The 18,918-nt window shown below is 30.6% G+C and carries 22 protein-coding genes; 21 read left to right on the top strand and 1 reads right to left on the bottom strand.

The window, feature by feature from the left end; genetic code table 11:
* The first annotated feature begins 216 nt into the window (after positions 1-216).
* The 6 genes from NL43_RS05480 (at position 217) to NL43_RS05455 (ending at position 8,806) form a co-directional block, all read left to right on the top strand.
* Positions 217-2,667: a carboxypeptidase-like regulatory domain-containing protein gene (locus NL43_RS05480; protein ID WP_069593033.1), complete on the top strand. Its 2,451-nt coding sequence runs from the start codon at positions 217-219 to the stop codon at positions 2,665-2,667.
* A 261-nt stretch (positions 2,668-2,928) separates the two neighbouring features.
* Positions 2,929-3,555: a cobalt-precorrin-7 (C(5))-methyltransferase gene (locus NL43_RS05475; RefSeq protein WP_069593032.1), complete on the top strand. Its 627-nt coding sequence runs from the start codon at positions 2,929-2,931 to the stop codon at positions 3,553-3,555.
* 223 nt (positions 3,556-3,778) lie between these two features.
* Positions 3,779-4,969 carry a redox-regulated ATPase YchF gene (locus tag NL43_RS05470; protein WP_069593031.1) on the top strand — a complete coding sequence of 397 codons (1,191 nt, stop codon included), beginning with the start codon at positions 3,779-3,781 and terminating at the stop codon, positions 4,967-4,969.
* 16 nt (positions 4,970-4,985) lie between these two features.
* Complete coding sequence (locus NL43_RS05465; protein WP_069593030.1) at positions 4,986-6,152, top strand: UDP binding domain-containing protein; 1,167 nt, start codon at positions 4,986-4,988, stop codon at positions 6,150-6,152.
* Positions 6,152-7,213 (top strand): Ni-sirohydrochlorin a,c-diamide reductive cyclase catalytic subunit, encoded by a 1,062-nt coding sequence (gene cfbD / locus NL43_RS05460; protein WP_069593053.1) that lies wholly within the window; start codon positions 6,152-6,154, stop codon positions 7,211-7,213. The genes NL43_RS05465 and cfbD overlap by 1 nt, the downstream gene beginning before the upstream one ends.
* 96 nt (positions 7,214-7,309) lie before the next feature.
* Positions 7,310-8,806: an NAD(P)/FAD-dependent oxidoreductase gene (locus tag NL43_RS05455; protein WP_069593029.1), complete on the top strand. Its 1,497-nt coding sequence runs from the start codon at positions 7,310-7,312 to the stop codon at positions 8,804-8,806.
* Positions 8,807-8,911: 105 nt separating this feature from the next.
* On the opposite strand, the gene NL43_RS05450 is transcribed toward NL43_RS05455, so the two are convergent.
* On the bottom strand, positions 8,912-10,096 hold the full coding sequence (locus tag NL43_RS05450; RefSeq protein WP_069593028.1) for an argininosuccinate synthase: 1,185 nt from the start codon (positions 10,094-10,096) through the stop codon (positions 8,912-8,914).
* A gap of 248 nt (positions 10,097-10,344) precedes the next feature.
* Here NL43_RS05450 and NL43_RS05445 point away from each other — a divergent pair, with 248 nt between their 5' ends.
* From NL43_RS05445 to NL43_RS05375, 15 genes are all read left to right on the top strand, one after another.
* A complete protein-coding gene (locus NL43_RS05445; protein ID WP_069593027.1) occupies positions 10,345-11,097 on the top strand; it encodes a succinylglutamate desuccinylase/aspartoacylase family protein in 753 nt (250 codons plus the stop codon).
* Position 11,098: 1 nt separating this feature from the next.
* Positions 11,099-11,830 carry a metal-dependent hydrolase gene (locus NL43_RS05440; protein WP_069593026.1) on the top strand — a complete coding sequence of 244 codons (732 nt, stop codon included), beginning with the start codon at positions 11,099-11,101 and terminating at the stop codon, positions 11,828-11,830.
* A gap of 143 nt (positions 11,831-11,973) precedes the next feature.
* A complete protein-coding gene (locus NL43_RS05435) occupies positions 11,974-12,285 on the top strand; it encodes a monovalent cation/H+ antiporter subunit E (RefSeq protein ID WP_069593025.1) in 312 nt (103 codons plus the stop codon).
* Between the two features lie 15 nt (positions 12,286-12,300).
* Positions 12,301-12,567 carry a hypothetical protein gene (locus NL43_RS05430; RefSeq protein ID WP_069593024.1) on the top strand — a complete coding sequence of 89 codons (267 nt, stop codon included), beginning with the start codon at positions 12,301-12,303 and terminating at the stop codon, positions 12,565-12,567.
* Positions 12,567-12,878 carry a hypothetical protein gene (locus NL43_RS05425; RefSeq protein ID WP_084790427.1) on the top strand — a complete coding sequence of 104 codons (312 nt, stop codon included), beginning with the start codon at positions 12,567-12,569 and terminating at the stop codon, positions 12,876-12,878. The genes NL43_RS05430 and NL43_RS05425 overlap by 1 nt, the downstream gene beginning before the upstream one ends.
* A 1-nt stretch (position 12,879) precedes the next feature.
* Positions 12,880-13,164: a DUF4040 domain-containing protein gene (locus NL43_RS05420; RefSeq protein ID WP_069593023.1), complete on the top strand. Its 285-nt coding sequence runs from the start codon at positions 12,880-12,882 to the stop codon at positions 13,162-13,164.
* Positions 13,164-13,556 carry a cation:proton antiporter subunit C gene (locus NL43_RS05415; protein WP_069593022.1) on the top strand — a complete coding sequence of 131 codons (393 nt, stop codon included), beginning with the start codon at positions 13,164-13,166 and terminating at the stop codon, positions 13,554-13,556. Before NL43_RS05420 ends, NL43_RS05415 begins: the two co-directional genes overlap by 1 nt.
* Before the next feature lie 33 nt (positions 13,557-13,589).
* Positions 13,590-15,104: an energy conserving hydrogenase EhbF gene (gene ehbF, locus NL43_RS05410; protein WP_069593021.1), complete on the top strand. Its 1,515-nt coding sequence runs from the start codon at positions 13,590-13,592 to the stop codon at positions 15,102-15,104.
* A gap of 15 nt (positions 15,105-15,119) precedes the next feature.
* Positions 15,120-15,446 (top strand): energy-converting hydrogenase B subunit G, EhbG, encoded by a 327-nt coding sequence (locus NL43_RS05405; protein WP_143741327.1) that lies wholly within the window; start codon positions 15,120-15,122, stop codon positions 15,444-15,446.
* 1 nt (position 15,447) lies between these two features.
* Complete coding sequence (locus NL43_RS05400; protein WP_069593019.1) at positions 15,448-15,735, top strand: EhbH; 288 nt, start codon at positions 15,448-15,450, stop codon at positions 15,733-15,735.
* Positions 15,728-16,213, top strand: coding sequence for an MnhB domain-containing protein (locus NL43_RS05395; protein WP_069593018.1), 486 nt, complete (start codon positions 15,728-15,730; stop codon positions 16,211-16,213). Before NL43_RS05400 ends, NL43_RS05395 begins: the two co-directional genes overlap by 8 nt.
* A gap of 11 nt (positions 16,214-16,224) precedes the next feature.
* The gene (locus tag NL43_RS08165; RefSeq protein ID WP_084790426.1) at positions 16,225-16,542 is read left to right on the top strand and encodes a hypothetical protein; all 318 of its coding nucleotides are present in this window, start codon (positions 16,225-16,227) and stop codon (positions 16,540-16,542) included.
* A 14-nt stretch (positions 16,543-16,556) separates the two neighbouring features.
* Complete coding sequence (locus NL43_RS05385) at positions 16,557-17,912, top strand: 4Fe-4S binding protein (RefSeq protein ID WP_069593017.1); 1,356 nt, start codon at positions 16,557-16,559, stop codon at positions 17,910-17,912.
* Positions 17,909-18,454, top strand: a complete 546-nt coding sequence (locus NL43_RS05380) for a 4Fe-4S dicluster domain-containing protein (RefSeq protein ID WP_069593016.1) — start codon at positions 17,909-17,911, stop codon at positions 18,452-18,454. The genes NL43_RS05385 and NL43_RS05380 overlap by 4 nt, the downstream gene beginning before the upstream one ends.
* A gap of 1 nt (position 18,455) precedes the next feature.
* On the top strand, positions 18,456-18,908 hold the full coding sequence (locus NL43_RS05375) for an NADH-quinone oxidoreductase subunit B family protein (RefSeq protein WP_069593015.1): 453 nt from the start codon (positions 18,456-18,458) through the stop codon (positions 18,906-18,908).
* The last annotated feature ends 10 nt before the right edge of the window (positions 18,909-18,918 follow it).

Below are 18,918 nucleotides of genomic sequence, written 5' to 3'. Positions count from 1 at the left end.
ATTTCAAGTGTAAACTTTCTTTCACACCGAAACCACATAATTTTTTTTACAGTGTCATTGTATTAACAATAATCTTTATTATAATGTTTCATATAAATATATAATATTAATTAAAAAATGATTTAAATTAAAATAATTTTTAAATTTTAGAATTTATTGAAAAGTAGGTCGTAGTTTAATTAATATATAGGAAATACTATGGAGGAAAAACATTTTATGAATAGGAATATTAAGAGAGTATTCTTAATTACTACATTATTATTCCTACTTGTAGGATTATCTGCTCTCAGCGCAGCTGATGTAACTGATAGTAATGCTACTACAACTGACAGTAGTGTACAATCTACAATTGTACAAGATACTGTTAGTGATGCTGTAGCTACAACAAGTGATACTAATATAGTAGAAAAGAATACTATTCAAAGTGGAACAACTAAAGAGACAAAAACTATCAAAAATGATGAAGATTCTACTACTAATGATTATGAAGGTAGTTCATCTGATATTGTAGAAAGTGACATAGAACAAATTGAAACAACAATTACTTTAGATGAGTCCTATGTTACAACAGTTAATAACCAAACAATTATAACAGGTAAATTAGTAGATGATTCTGAAAATGCTATAGCTAATGCTGTAATAAATGTAACAATTGGTGAAACAAGCTACACAGCTACAACTAATGATAGTGGAATATTCACAGTAAACTACACACCAACTACAAATGGTACATTTGATATTAGTGCAGTTTATGATGGAAACAACAAGTATACAAGTGCTGAAGAAACATCATGGATTGATGTTGAACCTATTCAACTGATAATTTCATTAGAAACCATATCAACTGATAACTTAAAAATAAATGATAAAGTAACAATAAATGGTACACTTACTGATGAATATGGAAATACAATAGGTAATAAATCAGTTATCATTTCAATTAATGGTGAAGAAGTTGCAACAGTAATAACTGATAGTGAAGGTAAATATAATGCTACTATTACAGTTAACACTGCTGGAGATAACTTATTAACACTTGATGTTGTAGAAGCTGATGGATACACTGAAGCATATAATGATACAACATTCAATGTAAATAAAATAGGAACTACCTTAACAGTTAATGAACGATTATGGACTGTAATAGTAGGTAATGATGCAGTAATTAAAGGTACATTATCTGCTGCAAATGGTACATTAATTGAAGGTGCAACAATCACTGTAACAATTGATGGAAATAAATACAATGTAACTACTGATGAAAACGGTGCTTACTCATACAATTACACAACATCTGAAATTAAAGATGATGTAGTAGTAATAGTAGAATATGCTGGAAGTTCTGTATATGATGAATCATTCAATGATACATTATTTAATATAGAACAACTAGGATCAGTAATTACAATTGATGAAATTGAACCAGTAGTAATCAATGAAACTGTAGTAATTTCAGGTAAATTAACTGAAGAATTTACAGATAAAGCAATTGCAGGTGCAGAAGTAACTGTAACTATTGGAGATAATACATACACTGTAACTACAGATAATAATGGTACATTCACAACTAATTTCACAGCACCAGAAACAACTGGTATATACACAATAAATGTTGTATATGCAGGAAACACGACCTATGAATCAACAAATGCTATAGCTGAATTAGATGTAGAAAAAGCAAGTAGTATTATTGTGGTGGATTCTGTGAAAGGAGTTATTGGTGAAAAAATTACATTAACAGCTCATATAACAGATAGCTATGGTAATAATATAACTGGTGGTAACATTGTATTTAAATTAAATGGTAAAACTCTCAGAGTAGATGGATTATTTAACAGTACAGCAGCACCACTTAAATTCAGTGTAGTAAATGGACTTGTAACATACACACTAAATGCTGATTTATACTTAAGAAATGCTAAAAACTTATCTGCATCATACAGTGGAAATTCCATTTATGAAGCAAACACATCTGAAATTACAACAGCACAAATTGCAAAAAGAAGCGCAAGTATCACAGTAACCACAGATAATCTTGTAAAACACGACACAGACGTAAAATTCAAAGCAACACTAACTGACGTAACTAAAAATGGACAAAACACAACTGCAATAAATGAGAATGGATACGTAATATTCAAAGTAAATGGAGTATCACTTAAAGATGCAAATGGAAAAATAATCAGAGTAAAAGTAGAAAATAATAGTGCAGTATACACATACCATGTACCTGTTGGAATGGCAAGTGTTGATGGAAACGGAAATCTCAGAAACTACACAGTAGAAGCAGTATATCAAAATGATATATTCTATCCAGATACTAGAAATACAACAGTATTCCATGTAGAAAAATCAAGTGTAAAAGTAAATATAAACAGTGTAACATTAAACAATAAAACTAAATCAATGGCAATCAAAGCAAATCTCACTGATGCTAATGGAAACTTACTTGTTGGAACAAATAAAATATGTGTAAAAGTAAACGGTAAAACACTCAGAGATAGCAAAAATGAGACAATGTACTTCACAGTAACAAATGGAATCATAAACTTACCTAATATAAACACAACTGGTATAAACAAATTTAAAAACATAACAATAGTAACTGGAGAAAGACAAGCATACACATCTGGACAAAGTACAACAACCAAAATAACAGTAGTATAGATAGGAATAATTCTCCTAATACTACTTTTTAATTATCATCACCAAATTATTATACTTATTTTCATAAAGATTATATTAAAATAATACTTTTTTTTAGACTTTAATAGTCGAAAAACTTTTAAATTATAAATAGGACATTAAATTATTTTTCATTCAAACTTTTTTTTTAAAAATTTTAACAATGTTACTTAAGATACTTAAAAAAGTATAGACAAATACATTAATAAGAAATAATATTAATTTTTTTAGGACGGTATGTGTATGATTAATAAAATGAATATAGTTGGTATTGGACCTGGATCAAAAGAATACTTAACAGTAGGTGCAATAGAAGTAATTGAAAATTCAGATGTATTAGTGGGAAGTAAACGTTCACTTGAATTATTTGATTACGTAAATGCTGAAATGGTAGTATTAGAACCAAGAGACATACCAAAAACAGTTAAAAAAGCAGTAACTTATCTTGAAGAAGGATTTAAAGTTTCTTTATTATCTACAGGAGATCCTGGATTTTCAGGAATGTTGAAAACAGTAAAAAGAATATCACCAAATACAAAACTAAATGTAATTCCAGGAATAAGTTCAATACAGTTAGCAGCAGCAAAATTAGAAATTCCATGGGATACAGCAAATCTAATAACAATACATGGTGGAAAAGAACCAACAGAGGACTTATTAGAAAAAATTGATGATACAACAGCAAATATTATTCTACCTAATAGACACATAAGTGAATTAGCAAAATACTTAATAGGTCATGGTTTTAGTCCAGAACATAGTATAACCATATGTGAAAAATTAAGTTATCCTGATGAACAAATAGTGCATATAACTTTGGAAGAAGCAAAACAATTAGACTTTGGTTATATGTGTGTAGTAATAATATAACTCTTCATCACTTCATCTCTTTTTTTAAAACAAAAGATATTTAAATAATGATTAGATTATTAAATCATTAAAAAGATATATTAATAATAGAATAAAATGTTTAGTTTTCAATTAAATAGTTATCTAAATAAAAACTATTAGAAAATAACCCATAATTTATTTATTTTAACTTAAAAATTATTTTTCTTATAAAAGTAATAATTAACATAAAAGGAGAATTGATATGTTACAAATAGCAGTAACAGGAAAACCTAATGTAGGAAAATCATCATTTTTTAATTCAGCAACACTATCTGAAGCAGAAGTTGCAAATTATCCATTCACAACAATAGATGCAAATGCAGCTATAGCTTATGTAACTGCAGACTGTCCCTGTAAAGAACTAAAAGTTACATGTAATCCAAGAACAGGAAAATGTGAAAATGGAGTCAGATACATTCCAGTAGAACTTATAGATGTAGCAGGATTAGTGCCAGGAGCACATGAAGGAAAAGGATTAGGAAATAAATTTCTTGATGATTTAAGTCAAGCAAGAGCATTAATTCATATAATTGATGCATCAGGAGCAACAGATGAAGAAGGAAATCCATGTGAACCAGGAAGTCATGATCCATTAGATGATGTAAACTTCCTAAAAAATGAAGTAACCATGTGGGTATATTCAATACTTGAAAGAAACTGGCCAAGACTAATAAGAAAAGTAATGTCAGAACACTTAAACTTTGCAAAAGTAATAGCAGATCAATTAAGTGGGGCAGGTGTATTTCTAGATGATGTAATAGAAGCAGAAAGAATAATGGATGATCAATATGATAAATGGGAAAAAGAAGATATTCTAAGATTCCTAGAAAAACTACTTGAACATGCAAAACCCATTATTATAATTGCAAATAAAATAGACACACCTCAAGCAGAGGAAAATATTAGAAGACTCCAAGAAAAGTATGAAAAAGTAATACCAACAAGTGCAGAATCTGAATTAGCCCTAATAAATGCAGTAAAAGCAGGATTAATAAAATATCAGTCAGGAGAAGATCATTTTGAAATAATAGATGATGATAAACTATCGGACAAACAAAAAATGGCACTAAACTATATTGATGAAAATGTACTAAAAAAGTATGGTTCAACAGGAATACAAGAAACAATAAACACAGCAGTATATGAAATACTACATCAAATAGTAGTATATCCAGTAGAAGATGAACATAAATTCTCCGATCAAAAAGGAAATATACTACCTGATGCACTACTAGTACCTCAAGGATCTAATCCAAGAGATTTAGCATACTGTATTCATACAGATATAGGGGAAGGATTTACACATGCAATAGATGCAAGAAAAAATATGAGAATATCCAGTGAACAAGAATTAAAACAATCTGATATAATAAGTATCATTGCAAATAAATAATCACGGTGCATAAACCATGAAAACAATAATCTATCCTGATAATACAAATCTAGAAAAATATGAAACTATTAACTCAGATGAAATAATAGTCTATGATAAAAATGGAACTATAGAAACAAACCTTCCGAAAGAAACATCAAACAAAATATTTCAAAATGTAGATAATATCATATTCACACAAAACTGTATTATAAATGGAGAATATAATATAAACGGCTTAGAAGAAGCATGTACTGAGATAAGAGATATAATTTCTAATAATACTCTTCTAATATTTGATACAAAAGTACCTCCAAGAACAGTCTATAAAATGTCAAAAATAATAGATGAATATGGATTAATACCAGATATAAATATTGCATACACAACAGAAATAACTAAAAATACAAGAGTAATAGCAGGAACAAATGAAAATAGCATAAATAGAACCATATCCTTATATGAAAACATGACACAAAACATAAAAACAACTAAACATATACAAACAGCAGAATCAATAACCATACTACAAAACGCATATAAAGACACATTAATAGCACTATCTAATCAAGCAGCAATACTATCTGAAGCACTAACAATAGACTTAATAGAAGCAATAGATCTTGCAAATCTAGAAGAAGATATACATCTAAAATATCCACAACCAATACAAAAAAACAAAATATCACGTGATACAAATGAACTCATAAATCTTGCAAATGAATATGGGGAAGCATCACAAATATTTGAAACAATAAGAAGTACTAATAATTATGTAGCATATCACATGGCATACATGGCAGAAAAAGAATTGTTCCTAAAAGAACATCTGGCAATGTTTGAAACAACCGTGGCAATACTAGGAATAACCACAGATGAAACATTACAAACAGAAAAAGACAATGCATCATTAATACTTATAGATGATTTTGTACAAAGAGATGTTGAAGTATGGGTACATGATGATAAAATACCTAAAACAATTATAGAAAATCATGGAGCTAAAAAAATAACACTAGATGAAATATATGATGCAGATTGTATTATAATCATGACGGATACTCCAGAATACCGGAAAATAAACCCAGAAAAAGTACAAAAAGTAATTATCACAGCACAACCTCTACTAAATGTTGATGAATTTAAAGATAAAAAATTTAGTAGTGTAGGACAATACCGACTTAAAAAAGGTGAAATGTTATGATACATCCAAGACCAAGCCCAATAGCAGCAGCATTATACACATTAAGAGACTTAGAAGTAGATGTAATAATAATGCATGGACCAGCAGGTTGCTGTTTCAGAACAGGAAGACTACTAGAAGATGAAGGAATAAGAGTAATTACAACAGCAATGAGTGAAAATGATTTCATATTTGGAGCAACAGAAAAACTAGCAGAAACAATCAAAGAAGCATATGATACATTTCATCCAAAAAACATAGGTATAGTAGGAACATGTGCAAGTATGATAATTGGAGAAAACATGAGAAAAGTAGCAAAAGAAGCAGACATCGATGCTAATATCATAGTTGTGGAAACTCATGGAGGATTTGATTCAGGAGATAATACTGCAGGAGCAATACTTGCATTAAAAGCAGCACAAAAAGCAGAAATAATAACACAAGATGAAGTAGAAAGACAAACAGAAATGTTACAAAAAGCAACAAAACTAGAAAAAACAAGAGGAATGGCAAAAGGAGAATATATTAAGCCGGATTATGGGGATAACAAAGTAAAAATAGCACAAAAAATCATAAATACATTAAATGAAAACAAGAAAGTCTCCATAGTGCTAAATGCTAAAAAGGAAACAAGTTATCTATTTGCAGATATAATGACAATACAATGGACCAAGTACTATCCTGATAACATACCAATATTCATAGCAAATACTGATGAATCAATAGGATTACCCTACATAAGACACCATGCAGAAACAGTAAATAAATCAGTAGATAAAAAAATAGATTATATAACAGGGGGGTTAGATGAATATCCAGTAACGGGAATAAAAGCAGAAGAAGAATTAAATAATATAAACTCTGATTTAACAATAATACTGGGTGTACCTCATGCAATAGATGTAACTAAAATACCTGGAAAAACAATCGCTGTTACTGATGGTCCAAGACTAGTAAAACCATTAAGGGATATGGGCTTTGATAATGTTGTAACAGAATTGGATGCTCATTCTAAGACACTAGGTGCAAAAACAATAGTTGAATCCGAATTTGCAGAAACATTAAGAGGATTGCTAGAATAAATAGAAGTTTTTAAAAAATTTCTAAAAAAAAGATTAAAATATAAAAGATATAAAATTCATATATATAAATAAGATAATTTTTTTCAGGTGACATAATTGAATATAGTAATTATAGGTGCAGGAGCAGCAGGGTTAACCACTGCATCAAATATAAGAAAATATGATGAAGAATCTCAAATAATAGTGTTCACAACACAAAAAAATGTAGCATATTCTCCATGTGCAATACCATATGTAATTGGTGGACACATAGAAAAATTCGAAGATATCATCATGCATAAACCAGGAGACTATATGCAGAAAAATATCAGAGTAATGAGTGAAACAACAGTAACCTCAATAGACAATGATATTACAGAAATAGTCTACGAAGATAAAGATGGAAATAAACAAAACCTTAAATATGATAAATTAGTCATAGCTACAGGTGGAAAACCATTAATTCCTCCAATTCCTGGAAAAGACCTTCAAGGAGTATTTAAAGTAAGAACAGTTGAAGATGGAGAAGAAATACTAGCATATGCAGAAAACTCTAAAAGAGTAGTGCTAGTAGGTGGGGGAGCTATAGGTTTAGAACTAGGTTCTGAATTAGCAAACAAAGGACTTGAAGTAACAATAGCTGAAATGATGCCGCAATTATTCCCAAGATCTTTTGATCAAGAAATGTCTGATAAATTCCAAAGCCATCTTCAAGATAGTAACATAACCATACTCACAGGTTCAGCAGTAGAATCAATTAATGGTGAAACAAAAGTAGAATCTGTAACAATAGATGGTGAAGAAAGACCAGCAGACATGGTAATATTATCCACAGGTGTAAGACCACAAACAGACTTAGCAGAAAGTATCGGATGTAAACTTGGTAAATTTGCAATAGAAGTAAACAGTCATATGGAAACTTCAGTAGAAAATGTATATGCAGTAGGGGACTGTGTTCAAGTAGTAGATGCAATAACTGGTGACATAACTCTTTCTCCATTAGGAACAACAGCAGTAAGACAAGGTATAATTCTAGCTAAATACTTAACTGGACATAACATCGAATTCAAACCAGTACTTAATGCAACAGTATCTCAAATTGGAGATATGGAAATGGGAGCTGTAGGATTAACTCAACAAGCTGCAGAAAATCAGGGAATTGATGTAGTAGTAAGTAATCTTGAATCATCATCAAGAGCAAGATATTATCCTGGAAGTAAACCATTATACATTAAACTTGTTGCAAAAATGGATGGAACAATTATTGGATGTCAAATGTTTGGTAGAGAAGCAGTTGCTGAAAGAGTTGACACAATGACTGCAATAATCTCACAAAAACTCAAATGTAGTGAAGTAGTTTCAATGGAATTCTCATACGCACCTCCTGTATCAACAGTAGTTGATCCAATAGCTAAAGCAGCAGAGGATTGTCTTGAACAAATTGAAGCATTAGTACCTCAAGAAGTTGAAGAAACTACTGAAGAAAAAGTAGAAGAAAAAGTAGATGATACTCAAATAGATGATGCAGTAGAAACTGAAGCTAGTGAAAATAAACCTGAACAAGGACAATCATTCACACAATACTTAAGAAGCCAAGGTTTAATTCAAAAATAGATTCTCTTAATCTATAACTATTTTTTTTATATTTAATTATTTTTTTTTAGAATAAGACTTATTTTTTAGGGAGTTTAAATTAAAATAAGAAAAAGAAAATAGTGTTTATTTATTCTCTTTTTTTACTCTTATATATTCAGCACCTTGAATGTCATGGTATTTTACCATACCAATCATTTCTCTTTGATCAATACCTTTATCATCAAAGGATACATTTTCTTCATTGTATAGTGCAAATGGTGATTCTTTTGTGATTACTTTCATTGAACCTTTATGTAATCTTACTTCTACAGTACCAGTTACTCTTTTTTGCATGAAATCATTTACTGCATCTAGGTCTTCTCTTAATGGTTCATTCCAAAGTCCATCATAAACTAGTTCAGCATATTTTTCACTTAAACTAGCAGCAAATTTAATCTCTTCTCTACTGAATATTAGTTTTTCAAGAGCTGCATGTGCGGTTATAAGAAGAACTGCACCTGGTGTTTCATAGTTTTCTCTTGATTTAAGACCAATAATTCTATCTTCAATCATATCTATTCTACCAATTCCATGGTTTCCAGCAATTTCATTTGCTTTTCTGATAAGTGCTACTGGTTCTAGTTCTTCATCATCTATTTTAACTGGTTCTCCATTTACAAATTCTATTTTTACAATTTGTGGTGTGTCTGGTGCATCAATTGTGGATTTTGTCCATGCATATATTTCTTCAGGACCAGCTGTTGCCGGATTTTCTAGTAATCCTCCTTCAATAGATCTTCCCCAGAGGTTTTCATCTATACTGTATATTTTTTCTGAAGGGAGTGGTATTCCATGTTCTCTTGCATAGTTTTGTTCTTCTGTTCTTGTAAGGTTGTAGTCTCTTACTGGTGCAACTATGTTTAAATCAGATTCTGATCTAATTGTTGCTTCAAATCTAAATTGGTCATTTCCTTTTCCAGTACATCCATGTGCAATGGTTGTAGCTCCTTCTTTTTTAGCTATTTCAACAATTTTTTTTGCAATTAATGGTCTTGCATATGCTGTACTTAATGGGTATCCTTCGTATAATGAGTTTGTTTTTATACATCTAAATGCATAGTCTTTTGCAAATTCATCTTTTGCATCTATTGTATAATGTTTGGATGATCCAATTTTATCTGCTGCTTCTTGTGGTCTTTTTATTTCATCTTCTGGTTGACCTACATCTACACATGCTGTTATTACTTCCATGTCGTATTTTTCTTGTAATAATTTTACACATACTGATGTATCTAGTCCACCACTGAATGCTAATACAACTTTTTCCATTTTTTCACCTTTTATTTTTTTTTATTATCATTGGAAATTCTGTTTAAGAACATCACTGTATAATTATTAATTTTTGGTAAATGTTTTTTTTTCCGAATTTTAATTCAGTATATATTAATATATTTCTTTCATTTCTAATAATAATTTGTATGTTCTAGGACAGTTTTCGTTTATCCTTGTTTTTGTATGGTTTGTAAAAATTATATACCTTTTCACATATAGTAGTATTATATAAGAGAAATGATATCATGTCTAATGTATTTAAGTTATATAATATTGGTCCTGAAACTAAAGCAAACATATTTAATAATTCTGTTTTAAAAGCTTATTTTATAGATGAGGGTATACATGAAAATAATAGTTTAATGAAATATATTTCTGAAACATCAAATGGATCTATTGTTTATGTAACTGGTGCTGGTATGTTTAATTTAATGTTGGTAGCAGGAGTTCATGGTGATGAATTAGCTCCTCAACTAGCTTTAACTAAATTTATGGGGGAGCTTATTGAGAATAAATGGAATTTAAATTGTAAGTTATACATAGTTCCATTTCTTATTCCACAAGCTACTATGGAAAATTCTAGATATTTCAATTTTAGGGATATGAATAGATATGCTGGAAAAAGTGGAATTACTAGAAAACTAGTTGATTTTGCTAATAAAAATAGTATTAATGCATTATGTGATTGTCATTCTACGGATCCTAGTAAAAAACCTGGTTTTACTAGTGTATTTTGTTCAATGCAGCCTATGATTGAAAGTACTTTAATTGCACGATATATTTGTATGAATACTAACTCTAGAATTATTTCAATTAATACTGCGGGGTCTGTTATAAAAGGTTCTGTAGAAGATGAATCTAATATTAGAGGGATTGCTTCTGTTACATGTGAATGTGTTTCACCAGTATGTGAGATTGCACAGGGTTCTGTAGAAGAATCTTATGAACAAGTTATTTCTTTTTTAAAATATTTTCATGCTATAAATAGGAGGAAATAATATGTCTTCATATAAACCTCATGCAATTGCAGGATTAATATTTGCATTACCATTTATTCCAAGTGTTTTCTATCTTTTCTTTGCATTAATTGGTGCATCTATTCCTGATATGGATCATCATACTAATAATGATAAAGTATATTCTATGTTTGTTATAGGTGTAATATTATCTATATTACTTTTCTTTTATGATGGATTGTCAATATCTGCTTTAATAATTGTATCACTTGCTGTGATATTTTACATGTCTAAACATAGGGGATTTACACATTCATTGCTAGGTATTAGTATATTGTCATTTCTATTCATGTTACTTGTAATGGGTTTTATTCCTATTTTAAGTAGAATTTTTTTATCATTAGGATTTGATATTTCCAGTAGTTTAATATTATTAGTAATTCTTGCAATTATAGGTTATTTTGTAATTAGTAAAAGATATTTGTATATTTATCTTTTAATTTTAGCAATTTATCTTGTTGTTTTTCCAGTGGATTATACTTCTATTCAATGGAGTAAAGTTTTATTAACAATGTTTGTAGGGGCTTTAAGTCACATAGTTCTTGATTTATGGACTCCTGCTGGATTAAAAGTACTTAAACCATTTACTGATTTTAAATTTCATAAAGGTTTAGCAATATTTTTAGTTTTAATATGGGTATTGTCTTCAATATTCGTATTATTTACGTATGGTTCTTTTATTTCAAATTTAAACCCTCTTTTTATGTATACCTAAAAAATAATTCATAACTATTAAATATGTTGTTTTAATAATATAGTATTATACTATATACTTGAATTTTGAAGTTTTTCTTTTTTAAGTATGAAGTTTTTATAGCTAATTGATTTAAATTTTATAATAAAAACGGAGTTTAATTTATGTTTTTAACTAGAATAATCTACGGAATCGAATTTTTCGTAGTATTAGTAGTCGAAATAATTAAAGCAGTACTTGATACAAGTGCTTGCTGTCTCAAGGGCGATGTTGATCCTGTTGTTGTTGAGATTAGACCTGATCTAAAAAGACCAGTATCTCTTGCAATTCTCAGTAATACTATCACATTAACACCTGGTACTATTACAGTAGATATGGACCAAGATGAACGTGTTTTAACAGTATCAGCTATAACACCTCGTGCAACTGAGGATATCATCCCTCTTGAGCCATACATTAAAAAAATGTTAGAATAAACATAGGGTGATGAGATGGATTTTTTAACAATATCTGAATTGTTCCTCATGTTATGTCTAATAATATACATGCTAGCAAATGTAAGAATTGCAGCTAGAAAAACAACTGGTTCAGCATTAGCTGGAGTAGCAGGTTTCACAATTGCACTTGCAATTGTATTAGCCATGATATATTGTGTAACAGGAATAGAATTCTGTAGAGACATAGCATTTGCAATACTCATATTAAGTCCTGTAGGAACAATAGCTGCATCCCACGTATTAGGTGGAGGCGATTTATAATGGTAAGCACAGGATTTGAATTTTCTATAACAATGGGTGATCCAGTAGGCATTATCCTAGGTGTAATATTTATAATCTGTGGTATTCTAGTATTAGTAGCATCTAAAGGATTATTATGTAATACTGATGATGATTTAAAATACGCAGTATTTGGTAGATTAGAAATATTAGGAATTGTAGATATGATTGGTGTATTAGTTTTAATTCTTATTGGACAAGCAGCATTAGGAATAGTATACTTTATCTTAGCACCATTTGCTACTCATGCAATAGCAAGTGGACATTTCCGTGGAGAACAGGGGGAGCAATAATATGGCAGATATAAATTTATTAATACAAAGTGCAATACCTTGGGTTTTATATATCTTTGCAATATTAGGAGCTATCGTTTGTTTAATGCAGAAAGATTTACTTAGAATGGCTGTATTAACCAGTATAACAGGTTTCGTAATTGCAGCAATATATCAAGTGTTATTAGCACCGGATGTAGCTTTAACACAAGCTGTAGTAGGAGCAGCAATTGTACCAACATTAGTAGCTCTTACAATACTCAAAACAAGAGAAGAACCTGTATCTGGAGAGGAAGGTGATTCCTAATGGTATTTAACGCAGTTCAATTTGGATCTTTAGTTACTGCAGCACTTTTAATGATAATTGGAACAGTAGCATTAGTTTACTTAGACAATGTTGTTAAGAAAATTATTGGAGCAGCATTTATAGGTGATGGTGTAAACCTTTTATTAATTTCATTAGGTTACAAAGCTAATGGAATAACTTATATTTTATTACAAAATATGGAAATAAATAGTTTCTTAGGTCAAGCATCATATCCATTACCATTTGCATTAGTATTAACTAGTATTGTAATTGGTGCAAGTACATTAGCAGTAATGTTAGCTCTTACAGTAGTATTATACAAAAGACATGGTACACTTGATGCATCCACTCTTTTAAGTGATGAAAGATTTGGAGATGATAACAATGAATAGTACTATCTATACAATTGTAGGGGGTAGCTTATAATGGATGGAACAGTATTTATACCTCTAATGGTTATCATACCAATAATATGTGCTATATTAGTAAACTTAATACATGGTGCTCAAAAAACAACTAAAGTACTAGCAGCTATTGGTGCAATTTGTTTACCTTTAGTACCTATAGTAGCAACATATGGAAATCATTTCTTCGGTGGATATCAACCTCTAATTAATGGTGGTTTAAACGTAACACTACCTCAAGCAGCACAATCCATAATATCCGGATCAGTTTTAGAACTTTTCCACCCAGCAATCACATACACATTTGGACCAGGTCAACAAATGATCTTATTCATATTAGGTATAGTTGCAATGTGTGCTGTATTTATATCAATCGCAGAAACTAAAAAAACATCTGGAGTATATTTATACTTATTATTCATGCTTTCAGCAGCATTAATGGCATTTGTATTAACAGATGATATATTCAACTTATACGTATTCTTTGAAATCGCAGCTCTAGTTCAAGTAGGTTTAATACTTGTATCAAGAGTAAGAGGAAACTATGTAACTGGTTTAAAATACATGTTACTTGGAGAAGTAGGTGGATCCTTCATGTTATTAGGTATCGGTCTATTACTCGGTTTAACAGGTAACGTAAACATATCAGATATAGTATTAATGATACACAGTGGTGCAGTAGACCCTACAAACCCAGTAGTATTATTTGCAGCAGGTATGTTATTATATGGTTGGTTATATGCAACAGGATTACCTCCATTCAATGCAATTAAATCAGAAATTTACAGTAAAGGTTTACCTAGTGGAGCAATGATTTTACAATCATTCTCAGTAATTGGTTGTATCACCATTGGTTTAGTAATAATTAGAATATTCGGATACTTACCAACTGTACAAATGGTAATTCTTGCAGTATCAGTACTTGCAATGATTTTAGGTATCAGTATGGCAATGGTACAAGATGATTACAAACGTATCATCGCATACTTAGCAGTAGGAGAATTAGGTTATATTGGTGTAGGATTAGGTTTAGCAACTCCATACAGTATAACAGCTGGATTATTCCAAGCAGTAAACGAATTAGTAGTAACTTCATTCCTATTCATAGGATTTGGATTAGTATTATACAAAACCAAAACTAGTAAAATTAGTAAACTTGGTGGATTATTAGAACATATGCCTGTAGCAGCATTATTAATAGTACTTGCAGGATTTACAATGGCTGGAGTACCTCCATTCAATGTATTCCAAAGTAAATACATGTTATGTCAAGCTGCAATGGCTGCAGGAATACCAGAACTTGCAATAATTATGATTATATTAAGTATTGTAACATTCTTAGCATTCTTAAAAATTACTTATGCAGTATTCCTCAGACCAAAACCAGATGATTTAGAAATATCCTCAGCTAAAGTTCCAAAAACAACAATGGCTGTAATGGTTTTATTCTTAATTATTTGTTTAGTAATTGGTTTATGTCCTGGATTAGTCACATCAAAATTAAGTGTTATGGCTTTATCTGCTCTAATATTATAAGGTGATAAAATGAATATGTACGATAAACTTATAGAAACATTAAAAAGTACATTTGGTGCAGACCCTGAGAAAACATTAGTACCAGGTTCACAAGCTTCATCAGTCATGTCTGCTGAATTAGTCTTAATAGCATCAGTTTTAATCGCAGCTTTAACTATTAGATTAGTAAGTCCTGCATTGATGATTGTTGTGGAAGTAGCATTAATATTATTATTCATGTATACTACACCAATAATGCCTAAATTGTACAAAGAACACAATGATGACTTTAACAATATGATGTTTTATGCTATCATAGCATTAGCAATAATTGCAATAGTATTTTACTGGGGGGTAATATAAGATGAAATCTTCTATAAGAGATGTAGCATTAGCATTATCCTTATTTGCTTTTGCAGGTATATTTTTAAATTCAATGTACCAATTCAGTTACCTAATATTCCCTGGTATAAATTACATTTATCAAGGATTAGGAGTATCTATAGCACCTAACTTAGTAACTAATATTGTATTTGATTTCAGAGGATTCGATACATTAGGAGAAGCATTAATTTTAGTAAGTGCTGTAGTAACAACAATGCTTGTATTTGGTAGAGGAAAAGTAAACCTTGGAGGCGACGACGATGAGTGATCTTCTTAAATTAATTTCATATCCTTTATCTTTCATAATGATAGGTTATGGGGCTATGACAATTCTTGGTGGACATATTACACCAGGAGGAGGTTTCCAAGGTGGAGCAATAATGGCTGCTGGAGCAATATTATGTATTCTTGCATATGGATTAAAAGACAATCCATTTAATCTTTCACATGAAAGAATGTCCTTAATAGAAAGTTGTGGAGCATTAGTCTACGTTTTATTAGGATTATGTGGATTATTATACAGTGGTTCATTCCTTTACAATGTAGGAACTAACTTATATGGATTAGTACCTGCTGGCCTTTCATCTATGTTTAATTATCCTGATGCATTACATGCAGGAATTATACCATACTTAAACATAGTAATAGGTTTAAAAGTATTTATTGGATTAACAACATTAGTAATTCTCTTCTATGGTGTTACCAAATACCAAGGAGATTATGTTGATGATGAGGAAATAGACTAGGAGGATTAATTATGGTTGTAGAAACAACAGCAGTACCTTTCTTAGAATCAGTAGCTCCTAATTTATTTGGAGTATTATATACAGGACCTACAATCTGTGCTTTTATTATAGGATTCTTAGTAGGATGTATCATGCATAAAACACCAACAAAAGGAATACGCCTAAATACTTCCTCATGGATTGCAATAATAATTGGTGGTATACTTATAGCATACTGGTTAGGAAACTTCCCATACTATGGTGGTTTACCATTAGGACCAGGATTTGTAATGGCTATACTTGGTGCAATTATTGGACGAGGATTATTAGGAACTAAAAGTAAAGCTTAGTGGGGTAATATAAAATGTTTATGACAACAAAAAATTGTAATGGCTCAGGAAATTGTGTAGAAGCTTGCCCTACTGATGCTATAAAATTAGTTAATGGAAAAGCGGTAAGTTGTATAACCTGTGGTAAATGTGAAAGAGTTTGTCCTAACAAAGCTATATTTAAAAATAAATATGGTGGTTATGTAGTAGATAGAACAAAATGTAACTTATGTGGCATGTGTATGAACGTATGCCCAGTAGAAGTTATCACAGTAAAAGATGGAAAAATAATGGGATTATGTTCCATGTGTGGTGTATGTGTACCTCCTTGTGAAAATAATGCAAGAATGGCACCACCAAAAAGACCAGTACAAATGGAAAATGAAATGGTCAATAGAATTAACATTGGAACAAACCATGAAGATTGTATAGAATGTGGAAGATGTGCATACTTCTGTCCATCCAACTCAATTAAGTTCTCATACATAGAACCAGGTGTCTGTACAAAATGTGATTTATGTATAGATGTATGTCCAAGAAATGCAATTGGACCAATTGAAGAAGGTGGAGAATACGAAATTAACATGCAAAGATGTGCAGTATGTTACAAATGTTTAATTGAATGTCCAAATGATGCAATTGTAGCAAGTCACTTAGAACTTGAAATCAAACATCCAGAATATGATGTTGAAAACGATACAAAAATGATTGCATGTATAGAATGTAAATTATGTGCTGATGCATGTCCAACAGATGGTTTACAAGTAATCAATAAAAGACTTAGATATGATGTTGATTACTGTTCATTAGGAAATAATGTAAATGGTGAAAAACACTGTGCAGATGACTTCAGTCATGCACCATGTGTAACAGCATGTCCACAAGGAATATTAGAATTTGTTCCAGATTCAAAAATCACACTTGAAGGACTATGTGTAGAATGTGGTTTATGTGTAAAAGAATGTAAATATGGAGCACGTAAATTCGGAAACAACACATGGGATGGAGAAATCGGTTCAAGATGTCTTAAATGTGGAATTTGTGTAGAAGTTTGTCCAAAAGAAGCATTAACTATTGAAGATGGCCAAGTAAAAGTTAACTTTGATAAATGTGTTCTTTGTGAAAAATGTGCAATATACTGTCCAGTAAATGCAATACCAAAAACCACACCACTTAAAATGAAAATCACAAGTGGATATTCCATGTTAAACAACAACTTATGTATAGGTTGTAATTTATGTGTAGATGCATGTGTATTTAAAGCTATAACTCCTGATGAAGACGGTAACTTACAAATTAACAATGAAAGATGTATTTACTGTGGAGCTTGTAAAACTGCATGTCCAGCTAGAGCAATTAAAATACAAAGAGACTTCGAGGCAACAATATGAGTTTAGGAAAAATTTTTATTAACGGTATATACGTTAACCTCAAAAGATTAATCTTTGGTAGTGACTGTAGAACTGACTTACAATTACGCCAAGATGCATTAAATGGTAATGTTAAACCATCACCTAAAGTTGCAGAAATTGAATGTATTGGATGCGGTGGATGTTCAAATGTATGTCCTACAAAAGCTATTGTAATGGTTCCTGTAGAACCAGTTGAAATTGCTGATGGAATTGTAAAAACAGCAGTACCTGAAATTGATGAAATTAACTGTGTACACTGTTACCACTGTCATGATTTCTGTCCAATATATGCTTTATTTGGAGTAGCAGCAACCATACATCCTAATGATGTTGGTATTAAATGTGATAAAGATGTAAACAGTATGCTTTTAGATCCAAGTGAAGTATCTGAGAAAAAAATTCAATACATCGCACAATATTTAACTGATGATTCAATCATTCAGAAAAATAGGGAATTAAAAGAAAAAGCACAAAAAGAAGCTGAAGCAGAAGCAGCTCAAAATAATGAATTAGAGGGATAATATGGGACTTAAATCACAATCTCGTAAAAAATCAATACATGTAATGCTAGTTTATACTGGTGGATGTAATGGTTGCGATATAGAAATAGTTAACACAGTTTTATCTCCTAAATTCGATATAGAACAATATAATGTGTATCTAACATGGAATCCAAGAGAAGCTGATGTTTTAGTTGTATCTGGTCCTGTAACTCACTGGACAAAAGAACCACTCCTCAAAATATATGAATCAATACCAAAACCTAAATTGGTAGTTGCAGCAGGAGCATGTGCTTTAACTGGTGGAGTATACAAAAATATTCATGGAGATATTCCATCTGAAGAAATTGAAGGACCTGTAGAAAATGTCATACCTGTTGATGCTAAAATCCCAGGATGTGCAGTAAGACCAGAAGATATTGTAGCTGGAGTAGTATCAGTAATACCAATACTACTGGAAAAAGAAGATAAATAATTAAAAGGAG

It is taken from the genome of Methanosphaera sp. WGK6 (genome assembly GCF_001729965.1).
In the GTDB taxonomy this organism is placed as follows: Archaea; Methanobacteriota; Methanobacteria; order Methanobacteriales; family Methanobacteriaceae; genus Methanosphaera.
This window is presented reverse-complemented; position numbering and strand designations above follow the sequence as displayed.

What these genes read in the sequence shown, in the direction of transcription:
- NL43_RS05480 (WP_069593033.1), top strand. Translation starts at nt 217, where the DNA reads ATGAATAGGAATATTAAGAGAGTATTCTTAATTACTACATTATTATTC.
- NL43_RS05475 (WP_069593032.1), top strand. Translation starts at nt 2,929, where the DNA reads ATGATTAATAAAATGAATATAGTTGGTATTGGACCTGGATCAAAAGAA.
- NL43_RS05470 (WP_069593031.1), top strand. Translation starts at nt 3,779, where the DNA reads ATGTTACAAATAGCAGTAACAGGAAAACCTAATGTAGGAAAATCATCA.
- NL43_RS05465 (WP_069593030.1), top strand. Translation starts at nt 4,986, where the DNA reads ATGAAAACAATAATCTATCCTGATAATACAAATCTAGAAAAATATGAA.
- NL43_RS05450 (WP_069593028.1), bottom strand. Translation starts at nt 10,096, where the DNA reads ATGGAAAAAGTTGTATTAGCATTCAGTGGTGGACTAGATACATCAGTA.
- NL43_RS05445 (WP_069593027.1), top strand. Translation starts at nt 10,345, where the DNA reads ATGTCTAATGTATTTAAGTTATATAATATTGGTCCTGAAACTAAAGCA.
- NL43_RS05440 (WP_069593026.1), top strand. Translation starts at nt 11,099, where the DNA reads ATGTCTTCATATAAACCTCATGCAATTGCAGGATTAATATTTGCATTA.
- NL43_RS05435 (WP_069593025.1), top strand. Translation starts at nt 11,974, where the DNA reads ATGTTTTTAACTAGAATAATCTACGGAATCGAATTTTTCGTAGTATTA.
- NL43_RS05430 (WP_069593024.1), top strand. Translation starts at nt 12,301, where the DNA reads ATGGATTTTTTAACAATATCTGAATTGTTCCTCATGTTATGTCTAATA.
- NL43_RS05425 (WP_084790427.1), top strand. Translation starts at nt 12,567, where the DNA reads ATGGTAAGCACAGGATTTGAATTTTCTATAACAATGGGTGATCCAGTA.
- NL43_RS05420 (WP_069593023.1), top strand. Translation starts at nt 12,880, where the DNA reads ATGGCAGATATAAATTTATTAATACAAAGTGCAATACCTTGGGTTTTA.
- NL43_RS05415 (WP_069593022.1), top strand. Translation starts at nt 13,164, where the DNA reads ATGGTATTTAACGCAGTTCAATTTGGATCTTTAGTTACTGCAGCACTT.
- ehbF (WP_069593021.1), top strand. Translation starts at nt 13,590, where the DNA reads ATGGATGGAACAGTATTTATACCTCTAATGGTTATCATACCAATAATA.
- NL43_RS05405 (WP_143741327.1), top strand. Translation starts at nt 15,120, where the DNA reads ATGTACGATAAACTTATAGAAACATTAAAAAGTACATTTGGTGCAGAC.
- NL43_RS05400 (WP_069593019.1), top strand. Translation starts at nt 15,448, where the DNA reads ATGAAATCTTCTATAAGAGATGTAGCATTAGCATTATCCTTATTTGCT.
- NL43_RS05395 (WP_069593018.1), top strand. Translation starts at nt 15,728, where the DNA reads ATGAGTGATCTTCTTAAATTAATTTCATATCCTTTATCTTTCATAATG.
- NL43_RS08165 (WP_084790426.1), top strand. Translation starts at nt 16,225, where the DNA reads ATGGTTGTAGAAACAACAGCAGTACCTTTCTTAGAATCAGTAGCTCCT.
- NL43_RS05385 (WP_069593017.1), top strand. Translation starts at nt 16,557, where the DNA reads ATGTTTATGACAACAAAAAATTGTAATGGCTCAGGAAATTGTGTAGAA.
- NL43_RS05380 (WP_069593016.1), top strand. Translation starts at nt 17,909, where the DNA reads ATGAGTTTAGGAAAAATTTTTATTAACGGTATATACGTTAACCTCAAA.
- NL43_RS05375 (WP_069593015.1), top strand. Translation starts at nt 18,456, where the DNA reads ATGGGACTTAAATCACAATCTCGTAAAAAATCAATACATGTAATGCTA.